This is a genomic window from Gordonia oleivorans, assembly GCF_040044975.1.
GTDB lineage: Bacteria > Actinomycetota > Actinomycetes > Mycobacteriales > Mycobacteriaceae > Gordonia > Gordonia oleivorans.
This window is the reverse complement of sequence record NZ_JBDZDI010000031.1, coordinates 1-17,509: the sequence shown is the minus strand read 5'-3', so window position 1 is coordinate 17,509 and position 17,509 is coordinate 1. Positions and strand designations below refer to the sequence as shown.

The following is a 17,509-nucleotide window of genomic DNA, read 5'->3' as shown; positions in this document are numbered from 1 at the left end:
TCGACTACCCTCGAAGGGAATCATCGCAGCCGCTGACGGTGTGTTTCGCCCGTACGCAAGCGATCGAGGAGTCTGTCCGACACGCGATACGAGGAGTCCGCCAGCCGTGGCACCTTCCGGCAAAGAGCAGGGAAAGTCCGAGCAACCGACCACCGATCTCCGTTTTCCCGAGCAGCACGAGCTCGATGACGCGGCCGCATCAGCGATCGCTGCGTTTGATGCGGCCGCGGACCTCGATGCGATCGCGGCGGCCAAGACCGCTCATCTCGGAGATCGGTCGGCGATTGCACTCGCCCGGCGCGCGCTGGGCAGCCTCCCCAAGGATCAGCGATCGGCCGCGGGCAAGCTCGTCAACGAGGTGCGCGGTCGCGTGAGCTCCGCACTCGACGCCCGGATCGTCGTCCTGGAGGCCGAGCGTGACACCGCGGTCCTCGTCGCCGAGTCGGTGGATGTCACCCTGCCGTCGCGGCGTCGCCCCGCCGGTGCCCGCCACCCGATCACGGTGATCGCCGAGCAGGTGGCCGACGTGTTTGTCGGTATGGGGTGGGAGATCGCCGAAGGCCCGGAGGTCGAGACCGAGCATTACAATTTCGACGCCCTCAACTTCCTTCCGGATCATCCGGCCCGGTCGATGCAGGACACCTTCTACATCGCACCCGAGGGATCCCGTCAGGTGCTGCGCACCCACACCTCGCCGGTCCAGGTGCGCTCGATGCTCAACCGCGAGGTGCCGATCTACGTGGCGTGCCCGGGACGCACCTTCCGTACCGACGAACTCGACGCCACCCACACGCCGGTGTTCCACCAGATCGAGGGGCTCGCCGTCGACAAAGGCCTCACCCTCGCCAATCTGCGCGGCACCCTGGAGGTGTTCGCGCGGGCCCTGTTCGGCCCCGAAACCACCACCCGCATGCGCGCGAGCTACTTCCCGTTCACCGAGCCGTCGGCCGAGGTCGACGTGTGGTTCCCCGGCAAGAAGGGCGGGCCCGGCTGGGTCGAATGGGGTGGCTGCGGCATGGTGAATCCGAATGTGTTGCGCGCCAGCGGAATCGACCCTGACGTCTACTCCGGCTTCGCGTTCGGCATGGGCCTCGAACGCACCCTGCAGTTCCGTAACGACATCTCCGACATGCGGGACATGGTCGAGGGGGACATCCGTTTCTCCCTCCCGTTCGGCCCTGCGGCCTGAGCCGCTTCTCCCACCGCCCAACGATCGATGAAAGCAGCTGACTGACGTGCGTGCCCCACAGTCCTGGTACACCGAGGTGCTTCGCGCCGGCGACCCGACCTGGTCGGCGACCACCGAGCAGATCGACGCAGGCTTCGTCCGCGTCGGATTCGAGATCGAGGACATCGATCCGTTCCCGGAGATCACCGGACCGCTGGTGATCGGCCGGGTACAGACGATCACTGAACTGACCGAGTTCAAGAAACCCATCCGCTACTGCATGGTCGAGGTCGGTGAGGCCGAGCCACGCGGGATCATCTGTGGTGCACGGAATTTCGCCGAAGGTGACCTGATCGTCGCGGCATTGCCCGGAACCGTGCTGCCGGGTCCGTTCGAGATCACCGCGCGCAAGACCTACGGACACACCTCCGACGGGATGATCTGTTCGGTTTCCGAGATGGGTATCGGCACCGACCATGCGGGCATCCTCGTCCTCGCCCCCGGCACCGCCGAGCCCGGTGCCGACGCGCGTGAGGTCCTCGGCCTCGACGACGCCGCCATCGACGTCAACGTCACCCCCGACCGCGGCTACGCCTTCTCCATCCGTGGACTCGGTCGCGAACTCGCCGGCGCCTTCTCGGTGCCGTTCGTCGACGTCGGACTCCCCGGCGAGCCGCTCGCGGCCGGCGACGACGAGCCCTGGCCGGTGGCGATCGATGCGGCGTCGCAGGCCACCCGCTACACCGCGCGCCTGCTCACCGGCGTGGACGCCCGCTCGGTGTCACCGTGGTGGGTACAGAAACGACTCATGGTCGCCGGTGTGCGACCGATCTCGGCAATCGTCGACGTCACCAACTACGTGATGCTCGAACTCGGACAACCGCTGCACGCGTTCGACGCCGACAAACTCACCGGCACGATCACCGTCCGCAACGCTGTCGCGGGGGAGAAGCTGACCACCCTCGACGGCGTCGTGCGTGAGCTCGATCCGGAGGATGTCGTCATCGCCGACGACAGTGGTCCCATCGCGCTGGCCGGACTCATGGGTGGAGAGGCCACCGAGGTGGGTCCCGAGACCACCCGGGTGCTACTGGAATCGGCCACCTTCGATCCGGTTCGGGTGTTCCGTACCGGCAAACGCCACAAGCTGACCTCGGAGGCCACCAAGCGCTTCGAGCGGTCGGTCGATCCGGAGGTCACCGTCGTCGCGTCCGACCGCGGTGCATCGCTCATCGTCGACCTCGCCGGCGGTCGGGTTGCCGGACCGTTGTCGGAGGCCCGCGTGGACATCCCCGCGCCCGCGCCGATCGACATCGCCGCCGACGAACCCGACCGCACCGCGGGCATCCCGTATCCGGTGGGCACCACCGAGGCCCGGCTGACCGAGGTCGGTTGCGTCGTCACCGGCACCGATCGGCTCTCGGTGACGCCGCCCTCCTGGCGACCGGACCTGCGTCAACGCGCGGATCTCGTGGAGGAGGTGCTGCGTCTCCAGGGTCTGGAGGACATCCCGGCCATCCCGCCGCGCGCGCCGGCTGCCGGGACCGGCCTGACGCCGCAACAGCAGCGTCGTCGCAGTATCGGTCGCACCCTGGCCCTCGACGGCTACGTCGAGGTGTTGCCTTACCCGTTCATGCCGGCCGGTGTGTTCGATGTGTGGGATCTGCCCGCCGACGACGAGCGTCGCAAGACGGTGAAGGTGCTCAATCCGCTCGAGGCAGACCGGCCCGAGCTGAATACCACCTTGTTGCCGGGGTTGCTGGAGATGGCCGGACGCAACATCGCCCGCGGGCAGCGGGATCTGGCATTGTTCACCGTGGGTCAGGTCGTAATCGCCGGTGACCATGTCGCCCCGGTCGGCGCGCTCGATGTGACGCGACGCCCGACCGAGGAGGAGATCGCCGCACTCGACGCCTCCCTGCCGCTTCAGCCGCTGCACGTCGCCGCAGTGCTGGTGGGTCAGCGTGATCCGGCCGGACCATGGGGTCCGGGTCGTCCGGCCGACTACCTTGACGCGTTCGAGGCCGCCCGTGCCGTCGGCCGTGCCGCGGGCGTGACCGTCGACCTGTCCGCAGCCGATGAGCGCCCATGGCATCCGGGCCGCTGCGCTCGGCTCACCGTTGACGGCGTGACCGTCGGCTTCGCCGGTGAACTCCATCCGGCCGTACTCGAACGCTCCGGACTGCCCAAGCGGACCTGTGCGGTCGAGGTCGACGTCGATGCCCTCCCGCTGGGCGTGGTACTTCCGGCACCTCGCGTCAGTGTGTTCCCGGCGGTACTGCAGGACGTCGCGGTCGTCGTGGCCGCCGATGTTCCGGCCGGGGTGGTCGCCGAGGCGCTCCGGTCCGGTGCCGGAGATCTGCTCGAGTCCATCGAACTCTTCGATGTCTTCACCGGCAGCCAGGTCGGCGAGGGTCACAAGTCGCTGACCTTCGCCCTGCGATTCCGTGCGCAGGACCGTACGCTCACCGAAGACGAGGCCAACGCAGCCAAACTCGCCGCGGTGGAGAACGCCGGCAGCGAGGTGGGCGCGCGTCTGCGCTGACCACCACCGACCCCCGGTGAATTGATTTGCAGCGTCATGCATAATGATTGCATGACGATCAAGGTGGCGGTCGCCGGTGCGAGCGGCTACGCGGGCGGGGAGATCCTGCGCCTGCTGTGCGGACATCCCCGACTGCGGTCCGGGGACCTCGAGATCGGCGCGTTGACCGCCGGCGGCAACGCGGGCAGCACGCTCGGATCCCAGCATCCGCACCTGCTTCCGCTTGCCGATCGGGTGCTCGAGGAGACCACGCCGGAGATCCTCGCCGGACACGACGTGGTATTTCTCGGGTTGCCGCACGGCACCTCCGCGGCCATCGCCGACGCATTGCCGCCGACCACCCTGGTCATCGACTGTGGTGCCGATTTCCGGTTGCGTGACCCGGCCGACTGGACGACGTACTACGGCGGTGATCACGCCGGCACCTGGCCGTACGGTCTGCCGGAGCTCCCGGGCAACCGGGAGGTGCTGCGGGACGCGAGTCGTATCGCGGTGCCCGGCTGCTATCCGACGATCTCGATCCTGTCGTTGCTGCCCGCCGTGGCCGCGGGACTGATCGAACCGGCCGTGACCGTCGTCGCGGTGAGCGGAACCTCGGGCGCCGGCCGTGCGCCGAAGGTCGACCTGCTGGCCTCCGAGGTCATCGGGTCGGCCCGGGCCTACGGCGTCGGCGGAGTCCATCGGCACACCCCGGAGATCGCGCAGGCCTTGTCGGCGGCCGCCGACATCCCGGTCAGCGTGTCCTTCACCCCCGTCCTCGTACCGATGTCCCGCGGCATCCTCGCCACCTGCACCGCCCGCACGGGCGCGAGCGCCGACGAGGTCCGTGCCGCGTACGACAAGGCTTACGCCGACGAGCATTTCATCCACGTCCTGCCCGCCGGATCGTTACCGACGACCGGCTCGGTGATCGGCTCCAATGCGGTTCAACTGGCAGTGACGGTCGACGAACGGGCGGGCACGCTCGTCGCCGTGGGCGCGGTGGACAACCTGACCAAGGGCACCGGCGGCGCCGCCGTGCAATCGATGAACCTGGCACTGGGCTGGGACGAGGCAGAAGGGCTGAGCACCGTGGGGGTGGCACCGTGACCACATCGGACGACCGGATCGTCGGGGGAGCACCGATCGAAGGCCCGCGGTTGCTGCGTGAACAGGGCGTCACCGCGCCGCTCGGCTTCCGTGCCGCCGGTATCGCAGCCGGGATCAAGGCGTCGGGCAAGGCCGATCTCGCGCTCGTGTTCAACGAGGGCCCCGACTACTCCGCCGCGGGAGTGTTCACCCGCAATCAGGTGAAGGCCGCGCCGGTGTTGTGGTCGCAGCAGGTGCTGACCACCGGACGTCTGCGCGCGGTGATCCTCAATTCCGGTGGCGCGAACGCATGTACGGGTCCGGGTGGATTCCAGGACACCCATGCCACGGCCGAGGCCGTCGCCGACGCCCTGAGCAACTGGGGTACCGACACCGGTGCGGTCGAGGTCGCGGTCTGCTCGACCGGCCTCATCGGTGATCGCCTGCCCATGGACAAGGTCCTCGCCGGCGTCACCGAGATCGTCCACGAGATGGGTGGTGGGCTCTCCGGCGGAACCGATGCCGCCTACGCCATCATGACCACCGACACGGTGCCCAAACAGGCTGCGCTGCATCATCCGCAGGGGTGGAACGTCGGTGGGATGGCCAAGGGTGCCGGCATGATGGCGCCGTCGCTGGCGACGATGCTGTGCGTGCTCACCACCGATGCCCGCGCCACCGCCGAACAACTCGACACCGCACTGCGGCGCGCCACCGCGGCAACGTTCGACCGGCTCGACATCGACGGTTCGACCTCGACGAATGACACTGTGCTACTGCTCAGTTCGGGTGCCAGCCAGATTCCGGTCGAGCAGGACGACCTCGACGCCGCCGTCCTGGCCGTCTGCGATGATCTCGCGGCACAACTCATGGCCGACGCCGAGGGTGTCACCAAGCGGATCCTGATCACCGTCGCCGGGGCGCGCACCGAGGACGACGCGATCACCATTGCCCGTGTCGTCGCCCGGGATTCGCTGGTGAAGACCGCACTGTTCGGTTCCGATCCCAACTGGGGCCGGGTGCTGGCGGCCGTCGGCATCGCGCCGGTCCCGATCGAGCCGGACCGTATCTCGGTGTCGTTCAACGGACATGCGGTGTGTGTCGACGGAACCGGTGCCGAGGGTGCCCGCGACGTGGACCTGTCGGCTGTCGACGTCATCGTCCGGATCGAGTTGGGCCTCGGGGAGGCGAGTGCGACGATCCGCACCACCGATCTCTCGCACGCCTACGTCGAAGAGAACTCGGCGTACTCCTCATGAGCGACAACGGGATCGATCACTCCGCATTGCCGGCCATCGACAAGGCGACCGTATTGGCAGAGGCGCTGCCGGCGCTGCAGGCGCTGGCCGGCGCGACCGTCGTCGTGAAGTACGGCGGCAACGCGATGGTCGACCAGGATCTCAAACGCGCCTTCGCCGCCGACATGGTGTTCCTCCGCGCGTGCGGTATGCATCCGGTGGTCGTTCACGGTGGGGGACCACAGATCTCGGCGATGCTGTCCAAGCTCGGGTTGTCCGGCGAATTCCGGGGCGGCTTCCGCGTCACCACACCCGAGGTGATGGATGTCGCGCGGATGGTGCTCTTCGGTCAGGTCGGGCGTGAACTGGTCGGCCTGATCAACGCGCACGGTCCGTATGCGGTGGGGTTGACCGGTGAGGACGCGCACCTGTTCACCGCGACCCGCCGCACCGTCCTCGTCGAGGGTGTGGCCACCGACATCGGTCTGGTCGGTGACATCACCTCGGTGAACACCTCGGCGGTACTCGATCTCGTTGCGGCCGGCCGGATTCCCGTCGTCTCCACGATCGCACCCGACCGCGACGGCGTGGTCCACAACATCAACGCCGACACCGCCGCCGGCGCCCTCGCCGAGGCTCTCGGCGCGTCGCGACTGGTGATGCTCACCGACGTCGAGGGTCTCTACACCGACTGGCCGGACCGTTCGTCGCTGGTCTCGCAGATCGGCACCGACGCCCTGACCCAACTCCTGCCGCGCCTGGATTCGGGCATGGTTCCCAAGATGGAGGCCTGCCTGCGCGCGGTCACCGGTGGGGTGAGCCGCGCCCACGTCATCGACGGGCGGGTACCCCACGCGGTCCTCGCGGAACTGCTCACATCGAGCTCCGCGGGCACCACCGTCGTGCCCGGTGGCGTCGACTCCGATTCTCCCGCAGCAACTCTCACCCAACCCGGAACGAAGGCCGAGCACTCATGACCACCCCATGGCAGCAGCGCTGGTCCTCGGCGTTGATGAACAATTACGGCACCCCGCCGATCACACTCGAACGCGGTGAGGGCGCCTATGTGTGGGACGCCGACGGCCGGCGCTACCTCGACCTGCTGGGCGGTATCGCGGTCAACGCACTCGGCCACGCCCACCCGGCCATCGTCGACGCGGTGTCGACGCAGTTGCAGACGCTCGGGCATGTCTCCAACCTCTACGTGAACGAGCGGGTCGTCGAACTCGCCGAAGCCCTGCTCGACCGGTTCGGGCATCCGGGCCGGGTGTTCTTCTGCAACTCGGGCACCGAGGCCAACGAGGCCGCGTTCAAGCTCGCGCGCCGCACCGGCCGTCCACAGATCATCGCCGCCGAGAAGGCATTTCACGGCCGGACCATGGGCGCCCTGGCGATGACCGGGCAACCCGCCAAACGGGAGCCGTTCGAGCCGATGCCCCCCGGGGTCGATTTCGTGCCCTACGGCGACGTCGCGGCACTCGAGTCGGCCGTCGGCGAACAGACCGCGGCGGTCATTCTCGAGCCGATCCTGGGGGAGGCGGGCGTGGTGGTTCCCCCCACCGATTACCTCGCGCACGCCCGCCGGATCACCGCGGAACACGGGGCCTTGCTGATCCTCGACGAGGTGCAGACCGGGATCGCCCGCACCGGAACCTTTTTCGCGCACCAGCAGGCGGGCGTGGTGCCGGACGTGATGACCTTGGCCAAGGGGCTCGGCGGTGGATTGCCGATCGGTGCGTGCCTGGCCACCGGTCCGGCAGCGGAGCTGTTCACCCCCGGCCAGCACGGCACCACATTCGGAGGCAATCCCGTCTCGGCCGCCGCCGCGCTCGCGGTCCTCGGAGAGATCGAGAAGCAAGGTCTCGTCGATCACGTTGCGGCCGTGGGGAAATCGATCGCCACCGGCATCGAGGATCTCGGCCATCCGCAGATCTCCCACGTCCGGGGCGCGGGACTGCTCCTCGGGATCGTGCTCAACGCGCCGCTGGCCGCCGGCACCGAGGCGGCGGCGCGGGACGGCGGATACCTCATCAACGCGCCGGCACCCGAGGTGCTCCGCCTGGCACCGCCACTGATCCTCACCGAGGAACAGGGCGCCGATTTCGTCGCCGCCCTGCCCGGTTTCCTGGACATCGCGGCGGCCGCCGCCGACCGGAAGGAGAAGCCGTGACCCGGCACTTCCTGCGTGACGACGATGTGACACCCGACGAGCAGGCGCAGATCCTGGCGATCGCCGCCGAGGTGAAGGCCAACCCGTACGCCTTCCGGCCGCTGGAAGGGCCGCGCGGGGTCGGCGTCATCTTCGACAAGAACTCCACCCGCACCCGGTTCTCCTTCGAGATGGGCGTCGCGCAACTCGGCGGGCACGCCGTCGTCGTCGACGGCCGGACCACCCAACTCGGTCGAGACGAGTCCCTCGCGGACACCGGTCGGGTGTTGTCCCGGTTCGTCGAGGCCGTCGTGTGGCGGACCTTCGGACACGAACGTCTCGAGGAGATGGCCGCGACCGCGACCGTCCCGGTGATCAACGCACTGTCGGACACCTTCCACCCCTGCCAGGTGCTGGCCGACCTGCAGACCATCATCGAGCGCAAGGGCCGCACCGCCGGGCTGAAGATGACCTACCTCGGTGACGGCGCCAACAATATGGCGCACTCGCTGGCACTGGGCGGCGTCACCGCCGGAATGCACGTCACGATCAGTTCGCCGCTCGGCTTCGAACCCGACCCGCAGGTGATCGCCGACACCGAGAAGCGCGCCAACGTCACCGGCGGCTCGATCACCGTGGTCGGTGATCCGCAGCGGGCGTCGACCGGAGCCGACGTGCTCGTCACCGACACCTGGGTCTCGATGGGGCAGGAGGACGACGGCAAGGACCGCAAGGCGCCCTTCCTGCCGTATCAGATCAACTCCGAACTCCTCGCCGTCGCCGACCCCGAGGCGATCGTGCTGCACTGCCTGCCCGCGCACCGCGGCGACGAGATCACCGACGAGGTCATCGACGGCCCGGCCAGCGTCGTCCTCGACGAGGCGGAGAACCGGCTGCACGCCCAGAAGGCACTGCTCATCTGGCTGTTGGAGCGATCATGACGGCCTCCAGCGAGCACCACCCGGTGACCCGGCTGGCGTCCACCCGGGCGGGCCGGCACGCGCTGATCGTCGAGATCCTCGCGAAGAACCAGGTGCGCAGTCAGTCCGAACTGCAGCAGCTGCTCTCGGCGCAGGGCATCGACGCCACGCAGGCGACGATTTCTCGTGATCTCGACGAGCTCGGCGCGGTCAAGCTCCGCGCGGCCGACGGTGGCGTCGGCGTGTATGTGGTGCCCGAGGACGGGTCCCCGTTGCGCGGGGTGTTCGGCGGCACCGACCGTCTCGCGCGGCTCCTCTCGGAGCTGCTGGTGTCGACCGACAGCAGCGGCAACCTGGCGGTGCTGCGGACCCCGCCGGGCGCCGCGCACTACCTCGCCAGCGCGATCGACCGCGCCAGCCTGCCCGACGTCGTCGGCACGATCGCCGGCGACGACACGATCTTCGTCTGCGCCCGCGACCCCATCGACGGCGCCGAACTCGCCCGACGAATCGAGGGTCTCGTGTGATCGGCTGACCCCACTCCCGAGAATCACCAGACCCCACCTCCGCACCCCAAGACCACATACATCGCGTCCGACGACGGACGCGCACCCACGAAACAGGAGCTCACATCACCATGGCCGATCGCGTCGTACTCGCATACTCAGGCGGACTGGATACCTCGGTCGCCATCAGCTGGATCGCCAAGGAGACCGGCAAGGAGGTCGTCGCCGTCGCGCTCGATCTCGGGCAGGGCGGCGAGGACATGGAGGTCGTGCGCCAGCGTGCCATCGATTGTGGCGCCGTCGAGGCGGTGCTCGTCGACGCCCGAAACGAGTTCGCCGACGACTACTGCCTGCCCGCGATCACCTCCAACGCCCTCTACATGGACCGGTACCCGCTGGTCTCGGCCCTGTCGCGGCCGCTGATCGCCAAGCACCTGGTGACCGCCGCGCGTGACCACGGCGGCACCGTCGTCGCCCACGGCTGCACCGGCAAGGGCAACGACCAGGTGCGCTTCGAGGTCGGATTCGCCTCGCTGGCACCCGAACTCGAGGTCATCGCGCCGGTCCGCGACTACGCGTGGACCCGTGAGAAGGCGATCGCCTTCGCCGAGGAGAACGCGATCCCGATCAACGTGACCAAGAAGTCCCCGTTCTCGATCGACCAGAACGTGTGGGGCCGCGCGGTCGAGACCGGATTCCTCGAGGACCTCTGGAATGCGCCGACCAAGGACGTCTACTCCTACACCGACGACCCGACCATCAACTGGCAGTCGCCCGACGAGGTGATCATCTCCTTCGACAAGGGACGCCCGATCGCCATCGACGGCCGCCCGGTGAGCGTGCTCGAGGCCATCGAGGAACTCAATCGCCGCGCCGGCGCCCAGGGTGTGGGGCGCCTCGACGTCGTCGAGGACCGGCTCGTCGGCATCAAGAGCCGTGAGGTCTACGAGGCACCCGGCGCGATGGTGCTCATCACCGCGCACGAGGAGCTCGAGCACGTCACCCTCGAACGCGAACTCGGCCGCTACAAGCGGCGGACCGATCAGAAGTGGGCCGAACTCGTCTACGACGGTTTGTGGTTCTCGCCGCTGAAGCGCTCCCTCGACGCCTTCGTCGACTCCACCCAGGAGCATGTCACCGGCGACATCCGGCTCACCCTGCACGGTGGTCACATCGCCGTCAACGGACGTCGTAGCCCCGAATCGCTCTACGACTTCAACCTCGCCACCTACGACGAGGGTGACAGCTTCGACCAGTCCAACGCCCGCGGGTTCGTCGAACTGCACGGACTGTCGTCCAAGATCGCGGCCCGACGGGACCTGATCGGTGAGTGACACCGGAACCGGCGGCACCAACGAGGGGTCGCTCTGGGGCGGTCGCTTCGCCGACGGCCCGGCCGCGGCGATGGCGGCACTGAGCAAGTCCACCCACTTCGACTGGGTGCTGGCGCCGTTCGACATCCGGGCATCCAAGGCGCACGCCCGGGTGCTGAACACTGCCGGACTGCTCGGCGACGACGATCTGGCCGCGATGCTCGACGGCCTCGATCGTCTGGCCGCCGACGTCGCCGACGGTTCCTTCGGTCCGGCGCCCACCGACGAGGATGTGCATGGAGCACTGGAACGCGGACTGATCGAACGCGTGGGGGCCGAGCTCGGCGGTCGGTTGCGGGCCGGACGGTCGCGAAATGATCAGGTGGCGACGCTGTTTCGGATGTGGGTCCGCGACGCCATGACGCGCGTGGCAACCGGCGTGCTCGATGTGGTGGAAGCACTGATGGGACAGGCGATCGCGCATCCGGATGCGGTGATGCCCGGTAAGACACACCTGCAGGCCGCGCAGCCGGTGTTGCTGGCCCACCATCTGCTGGCCCATGCCCAGCCGCTGATCCGCGACGTCGACCGACTTGCCGACGCCGATCGTCGAACTGCGGTGTCCCCGTACGGTTCCGGCGCATTGGCCGGGTCGTCGCTGGGATTGGATCCGGGTGCCATCGCCACCGAGTTGGGATTCGACGCCCCAGCCGAGAACTCGATCGATGCGACCTCCTCACGTGACTTCGCCGCCGAGGCGGCCTTCGTCTTCGCGATGATCGCCGTCGACCTCTCCCGCTTGTCCGAAGAGGTGATCCTCTGGAGCACACCGGAATTCGGGTATGTCACGCTGGCCGATGCGTGGTCGACCGGTAGCTCGATCATGCCGCAGAAGAAGAACCCGGACGTCGCCGAACTCGCCCGCGGCAAGGCCGGGCGCCTCATCGGGGACCTGGCCGGACTGATGGCCACACTCAAGGCGCAGCCGCTGGCCTACAACCGTGACCTCCAGGAGGACAAGGAACCGGTCTTCGACGCGGTCGCGCAGCTCGAACTCCTGTTACCCGCCATCACCGGGCTCGTCGCCACCCTCGAGTTCCACGAAGACCGCATGGCCGAGCTCGCGCCCGCCGGGTTCACCCTGGCCACCGACATCGCCGAGTGGCTGGTGCGACAAGGCGTGCCGTTCCGTGTCACCCACGAGCTGGCCGGGGCGTGCGTGCGAGAGGCGGAGAGTCGGGGAGTGGGCCTCGATGGACTCGACGACGCGACGTTCGCCGCCATCGATCCGGCGTTGACGCCTGAGGTCCGCGACGTGTTGTCGGTGCGGGGCTCCATCGAATCGCGCGACGCGCACGGCGGCACGGCGCCCGGCCAGGTCCGTCGCCAGTTGGGGGTGCTGCGTGACGTGGTGGCCCGGCAGCGCGCCGACTGGGCGGGGCGCATACTGCAGTGATAATCCGCGTTTGTCCACACGCGGTTGAGTAGAGTGAGGGCCCACACTGGTGGGCGGTGTCCGTGATGGTGCCCGGGTGTGGCGTGATCGGGGACACGACACACCAGACGCACGTGCGGGTACCTCCGGATGAGGGGAGGTCGAGGAGATGGTCGGTATCGGCGGACTGCCGGATGTCGGCGCGATGGTCGGAAGGGTGGTCGCGACAGCGCAGAACGGACTCGAGGTCCTGCGGTTGGGCGGACTGGAGACGGGCACGCTGCCGGCACCGTTCGCGGTCGTGGAGACCGAGAAGATGTTCCGACTCCGCAAGTACTTCCCCGACGACGACACCGGCGGCCCCAACGTGGTGTTGATTCCACCGATGATGGTGTCCGCCAACGTTTATGACGTCACCGAGCACAATGGTGCGGTATCCATTCTGCATCGCCACGGCATCACCCCCTGGGTCATCGACTTCGGCTCGCCCGACTCCGAAGAGGGCGGGATGGAGCGCAATCTCGCCGACCACGTGGTGGCCGTCAGCCGCGCGATCGATCAGATCATCGAGTCGACCGGTAAGGATGTCCACCTCGCCGGCTACTCGCAGGGCGGGATGTTCGCCTACCAGACGGTCGCGTTTCGGCGATCGCGTGGCCTGGCCAGTCTGATCACCTTCGGGAGCCCGGTCGACGTGCTGGCCGCCCTGCCGTTGGGCCTGCCGGCCGGGCTGGTGGTCCCCGGAGCCGAGATCCTCGCCGATCGCGTGGTCGGCAACCTCTGGGTGCCGGGATGGTTGGCGCGCCTGGGATTTCAGATGCTCGATCCGGTCAAGACGGCACGAAGCCGCATCGACTTCCTCCGCCAACTGCACGACCGGGATGCGTTGCTGCCCAGGGAGGACCAGCGCCGATTCCTCGAGTCCGATGGATGGGTGGCGTGGTCCGGGCCGGCGATCGCGGAGCTGCTGCGCCAGTTCGTGGTGCACAACCGGATGGTCTCGGGTGGCTTCGTGATCAACGGAGAGGTGGTCACGCTGTCTGAGATCACCTGTCCCACTCTGGCATTCGTCGGGGAAGCCGACGACATCGGGCAGCCGGCCGCGGTCCGGGGCATCGTGCGGGCCGCTCCGGACTCGCAGGTCTATGAATCCCGGGTTCCGGTAGGACATTTCGGGCTCGTCGTCGGTAGCACGGCTGGGGCGCAGACGTGGCCGATCACCGCGGAATGGATCGAATGGCAGTCCGGTCTGCGTGAACAACCCGATCGCATCGAGCCGATGGTGCTCGGCGAACCAGGTCATGGCAGCGGCGTGAGCCTGGCGTCGCGACTCACGCACGGGCTCGGTGCGGTCGCCGACGCCGGGGCAGGTCTGTCGCGCGAGATCGTCGAATTGGCGACGACGTTCCAGCGCTCGTCGCTCGCGGTGGCGCAGGAGTCCGTGCGGACGGTGCCACGCCTGTTCCGTCTCGGGCAGATCCAGCCGGGCACCCAGATCTCGCTCGGGAAGTTGATGTCGGAGAACACCAAACGAGGTGCCGACAAGGAACTGTTCCTCTTCGAGAACCGCGTGCTGACCCACGCGCAGGTCAACACCCGCATCGACAACGTGGTCGCCGGACTCATCTCATGCGGTATCCGTCCGGGCCAACACGTCGGCGTCCTGATGGCCACACGCCCCAGTGCCCTGGTCGTGGTCGCGGCACTGTCGCGGCTGGGCGCGGTGGCGGTGCTGTTGTCGGCCGACGGTGACATCCCCGAGATGCTGCGCCTGACCGACTGCATCGTGGTGATCGCCGATCCGCACCACGTCGACGTCGTCGCCGACCATGCCGAGCGTGTCCTGGTGCTCGGTGGCGGTAGCGGCGACTCACGAGTCATCGACGGTGCCGACGGTCGACAGGTGATCGACATGGAGCAGATCGATCCGGAATCGGTGCCGGTACCCGCCTGGTACCGCCCCGATCCCGGACTGGCCGGCGATCTCGCATTCATTCTGTTCACCCGCGCCCAGGGCAATCTGGCGGTGTGGCCGATCACCAACCACCGATTCGCCATGTCGGCGTTCGGCGCGGCGTCGGCGGCCGGATTGACCGACCGGGACACCGTCTACTGCCTACCGCCGCTGCACCATGCGTCCGGCCTGCTGACCACCCTCGGCGCGACCGTCGTCGGCCGCTCGCGCATCGCGTTGTCCAACGGCATCGATGCGGAGACGTTCAGCACCGAGGTCCGCCGGTACGGCGTCACGGTGGTGTCCTACACCTGGACGATGATGCGCGAGATCGTGCGATCACCGGACTTCCACATCAACGAACACAACCCGATACGCCTGCTCATGGGTTCGGGCATGCCCACCGGTCTCTGGAAGGACGTGCTGTCCAGTTTCCCGCGTGCCCGCGTTCTCGAGTTCTTCGCGACGGCGGACGGATCGGCGATCCTGGCCAATGTGTCCGGAGACAAGATCGGATCGATGGGCCGCGCACTCCCCGAGACCAACCCGGTGCAGATCGCGGCGATCGATCTCGACCATCGTCGCCTGGCGGTCGGCGGGAACGGCTTCGTCCGGCGCGCGGAGGTCGGCGAGGTGGGACTTCTGTTGGCGCGCACGCCCTCCCGCCTGGACACGTCGGCCACGGTGTTGCGGGACGTCTTCGCATCGCGGGACCGGTGGGAGGTGTCCGGTCACCTGTTCTACCGCGACGCCGACGACGACATGTGGTTCATGGGATCGACCGACACCGCGGTGCGCAGCTCCGACGGGGTCGTCTACCTGCCGCCCATCGAACAAGCGCTGTCCCGGATGGACGCCGTCGACCAGGTGGTGGCCTACGGTGTCGGCGAGTCGGAGAACGGCCTCGCGGTGGCAGCGATCACCCTGCGAGACGATGCCAGGGCCGACTCGCTCACCGTGACGCAGTTGCGGGTGGCGTTCGGCGCACTGCCCGCCGAGAGCAGGCCACACCTGATCCACATCGTGGACGACATTCCCGTGTCGGATTCGTATCGCCCACTGAGCAACGAGCTTCGACGCGCGGGGGTTCCGCGGCCGGGACCCAAGGTCTGGTATCGCGACGATGATGGCCGGTACCGCAGATACACGAGGTCGGCGGCCGCCAAGGTTCCCTGGGAACACCGGGGCGATGATCGTGCCGCTGACGAGGTGTCGGCGACCGCGGGGGCATGATTGAGGGTGACAGATCATGCCGCCTGCCCAGCGGCGCCGAGAAGAGGACGAGAGGAATCAGACACGATGTCGCGTGCGGAGGCGATCAACCCGATCGTTCGGGAACGGCTGGTCTGCCCACAGGATCACGGACCGTTGCTCGACGCGGGAGACGATCTCTACAACCCTCGCCTACGGGTCGCCTATCACATCGATGCGGATGGCATCCCGGTCATGCTGGCCGATGAGGCACGGTCCGTCGACGACGCCGAGCACAACCGACTCACCGCCGGGTCGTGACATCGTCGATGCCCGATGCGGTCGGCCTCGGCACGGGTGACAAGATCGACGTCGTGAGTGCTGAGAAGTCGCAGACGCCCGCGGTGACCACCGACATCATCGACGAACTGCAGTGGCGCGGGCTCATCGCGCAGTCCACCGATCTCGACGAACTCCGGTCGACCTTGTCGGCCGGACCGGTGACGCTGTATGCGGGCTTCGATCCGACCGCGTCGAGCCTGCATGCCGGGCATCTGGTGCCGCTGCTGACGTTGCGGCGTTTTCAGCTCGCCGGGCACCGTCCACTGGTCCTCGCCGGCGGCGCGACCGGGATGATCGGCGACCCACGGGACGTCGGCGAGCGGACGATGAACTCCGCCGACGTCGTGCGCGGATGGGCGGACCGGATCGGTGGCCAGCTGCGGCGTTTCGTCACCATCGACGATTCGGCCAACAGTGCCGTGCTGGTCAACAATCTCGACTGGACCGGGGAGATGACGGTCATCGACTTCCTCCGCGACCTCGGCAAGCACTTCTCGGTCAACGTGATGCTCGCGCGCGAGACCGTGAAGCGGCGGCTGGAGAGCGACGGCATCAGCTACGCCGAGTTCAGCTACATCCTGTTGCAGTCCAACGACTTTCTCGAGTTGCATCGCCGTTACGGTTGCCTCCTGCAGGTGGGCGGGTCGGATCAGTGGGGCAACATCATCGGTGGCGTCGACCTCGTCCGCCGAGTGGACGGTGATTCGGTCCATGCCATGACGGTGCCGTTGGTGACGTCGTCGGACGGCAAGAAATTCGGGAAGTCCACCGGTGGCGGCAGCCTGTGGCTCGATCCGGAGCTGACCAGCCCTTACGCCTGGTACCAGTACTTCGTGAATACCGCGGATGCCGATGTGGTGCGGTATCTCAGGTGGTTCACCTTCCTCACCCGGGACGAGGTCGCCGAGCTCGAGCAGGCGACCGTCGACACGCCGCATCTACGCCTCGCGCAGAAGCGGCTTGCCGCCGAGATGACCACGCTCATCCATGGTTCGGCCAACACCGCCGCCGTTGAGCTTGCGAGTCAGGCATTGTTCGGACGCGGCGACCTCCACGAACTGGACGAGGCAACGCTTGCCGCCGCTCTCGGAGAGACCACGATCGCGGAGTACACGGATTCGGCGCCGACGATGGTCGAGCTCCTGGTGGACACCGGTCTGTCCGACAGCAACAAGGCTGCCCGTCGTGCCATCGGCGAGGGTGGCGCGTACGTGAACAACGCGAAGATCACCGATGCCGATTGGCGCCCCGGTGCCGGCGACGTGCTGCATGGCCGGTGGTTGGTGATCCGGCGCGGTAAGAAGAGCTTCGCCGGTGCGACAATCTCGCTCTGACCAGGGGATTTGACGTGCTGTTCGCGTCTGTGTAACTTTCTTGTTGCACCGCAGAGAGCAACTCCCCCGGGGCCGACAAGGATTCGGGGGTTGCTGAGTGTCTTCCCTCCGCTGGAGGGGCGTCGTACTCTGGGATGTAGTCGGAAGCCGGAGGGCGCAACTTGCACCCGCGGAACACGGCTGGTAACCTGGAAAAGTTGCCCGAGCGAGGGTCAACGATCTGGGAAACAGAACAAGCTCATCGGAGTTCGCCCTGTGTGGGTGGTGTTGGTGGGTGTGTGTTCTTTGAGAACTCGATAGTGTGTTGGTGGATTGTTTGATGCCATTTTTTTGAATGGTATGAAAC

The 17,509-nt window shown here is 67.7% G+C and carries 13 protein-coding genes; all 13 read left to right on the top strand.

Annotated elements, in window-relative coordinates; all coding sequences use genetic code 11:
- Window positions 1-106 precede the first annotated feature (106 nt).
- The 13 genes from pheS (at window position 107) to tyrS (ending at window position 17,163) form a co-directional block, all read left to right on the top strand.
- A complete protein-coding gene (pheS, locus tag ABLE92_RS24860; protein ID WP_348807490.1) occupies window positions 107-1,189 on the top strand; it encodes a phenylalanine--tRNA ligase subunit alpha in 1,083 nt (360 codons plus the stop codon).
- Between the two features lie 46 nt (window positions 1,190-1,235).
- Window positions 1,236-3,713 (top strand): phenylalanine--tRNA ligase subunit beta, encoded by a 2,478-nt coding sequence (gene pheT / locus ABLE92_RS24855; protein ID WP_348807489.1) that lies wholly within the window; start codon window positions 1,236-1,238, stop codon window positions 3,711-3,713.
- Between the two features lie 51 nt (window positions 3,714-3,764).
- Window positions 3,765-4,802, top strand: coding sequence for an N-acetyl-gamma-glutamyl-phosphate reductase (argC, locus tag ABLE92_RS24850; protein ID WP_348807488.1), 1,038 nt, complete (start codon window positions 3,765-3,767; stop codon window positions 4,800-4,802).
- A complete protein-coding gene (argJ, locus tag ABLE92_RS24845) occupies window positions 4,799-6,040 on the top strand; it encodes a bifunctional glutamate N-acetyltransferase/amino-acid acetyltransferase ArgJ (RefSeq protein ID WP_348807487.1) in 1,242 nt (413 codons plus the stop codon). The genes argC and argJ overlap by 4 nt, the downstream gene beginning before the upstream one ends.
- Entirely contained in the window at window positions 6,037-6,996 is a 960-nt protein-coding gene (argB, locus tag ABLE92_RS24840; protein WP_348807486.1) for an acetylglutamate kinase, read from the top strand. Before argJ ends, argB begins: the two co-directional genes overlap by 4 nt.
- Complete coding sequence (locus ABLE92_RS24835) at window positions 6,993-8,189, top strand: acetylornithine transaminase (RefSeq protein WP_348807485.1); 1,197 nt, start codon at window positions 6,993-6,995, stop codon at window positions 8,187-8,189. Before argB ends, ABLE92_RS24835 begins: the two co-directional genes overlap by 4 nt.
- Entirely contained in the window at window positions 8,186-9,109 is a 924-nt protein-coding gene (argF, locus tag ABLE92_RS24830) for an ornithine carbamoyltransferase (RefSeq protein WP_348807484.1), read from the top strand. The genes ABLE92_RS24835 and argF overlap by 4 nt, the downstream gene beginning before the upstream one ends.
- Complete coding sequence (locus ABLE92_RS24825) at window positions 9,106-9,615, top strand: arginine repressor (RefSeq protein ID WP_348807483.1); 510 nt, start codon at window positions 9,106-9,108, stop codon at window positions 9,613-9,615. The genes argF and ABLE92_RS24825 overlap by 4 nt, the downstream gene beginning before the upstream one ends.
- Before the next feature lie 110 nt (window positions 9,616-9,725).
- The gene (locus ABLE92_RS24820; RefSeq protein WP_348807481.1) at window positions 9,726-10,928 is read left to right on the top strand and encodes an argininosuccinate synthase; all 1,203 of its coding nucleotides are present in this window, start codon (window positions 9,726-9,728) and stop codon (window positions 10,926-10,928) included.
- Window positions 10,921-12,363 carry an argininosuccinate lyase gene (gene argH, locus ABLE92_RS24815; RefSeq protein WP_348807480.1) on the top strand — a complete coding sequence of 481 codons (1,443 nt, stop codon included), beginning with the start codon at window positions 10,921-10,923 and terminating at the stop codon, window positions 12,361-12,363. Before ABLE92_RS24820 ends, argH begins: the two co-directional genes overlap by 8 nt.
- A 148-nt stretch (window positions 12,364-12,511) precedes the next feature.
- Entirely contained in the window at window positions 12,512-15,529 is a 3,018-nt protein-coding gene (locus ABLE92_RS24810; RefSeq protein ID WP_348807479.1) for an AMP-binding protein, read from the top strand.
- 66 nt (window positions 15,530-15,595) lie between these two features.
- The gene (locus tag ABLE92_RS24805; protein WP_348807477.1) at window positions 15,596-15,808 is read left to right on the top strand and encodes a Trm112 family protein; all 213 of its coding nucleotides are present in this window, start codon (window positions 15,596-15,598) and stop codon (window positions 15,806-15,808) included.
- Window positions 15,805-17,163 carry a tyrosine--tRNA ligase gene (gene tyrS / locus ABLE92_RS24800; RefSeq protein WP_496560850.1) on the top strand — a complete coding sequence of 453 codons (1,359 nt, stop codon included), beginning with the start codon at window positions 15,805-15,807 and terminating at the stop codon, window positions 17,161-17,163. Before ABLE92_RS24805 ends, tyrS begins: the two co-directional genes overlap by 4 nt.
- The last annotated feature ends 346 nt before the right edge of the window (window positions 17,164-17,509 follow it).

Coding starts and splice junctions, on each gene's coding strand:
- argC (WP_348807488.1), top strand. CDS start 3,765: ATGACGATCAAGGTGGCGGTCGCCGGTGCGAGCGGCTACGCGGGCGGG.
- ABLE92_RS24825 (WP_348807483.1), top strand. CDS start 9,106: ATGACGGCCTCCAGCGAGCACCACCCGGTGACCCGGCTGGCGTCCACC.
- ABLE92_RS24835 (WP_348807485.1), top strand. CDS start 6,993: ATGACCACCCCATGGCAGCAGCGCTGGTCCTCGGCGTTGATGAACAAT.
- argB (WP_348807486.1), top strand. CDS start 6,037: ATGAGCGACAACGGGATCGATCACTCCGCATTGCCGGCCATCGACAAG.
- ABLE92_RS24820 (WP_348807481.1), top strand. CDS start 9,726: ATGGCCGATCGCGTCGTACTCGCATACTCAGGCGGACTGGATACCTCG.
- ABLE92_RS24810 (WP_348807479.1), top strand. CDS start 12,512: ATGGTCGGTATCGGCGGACTGCCGGATGTCGGCGCGATGGTCGGAAGG.
- ABLE92_RS24805 (WP_348807477.1), top strand. CDS start 15,596: ATGTCGCGTGCGGAGGCGATCAACCCGATCGTTCGGGAACGGCTGGTC.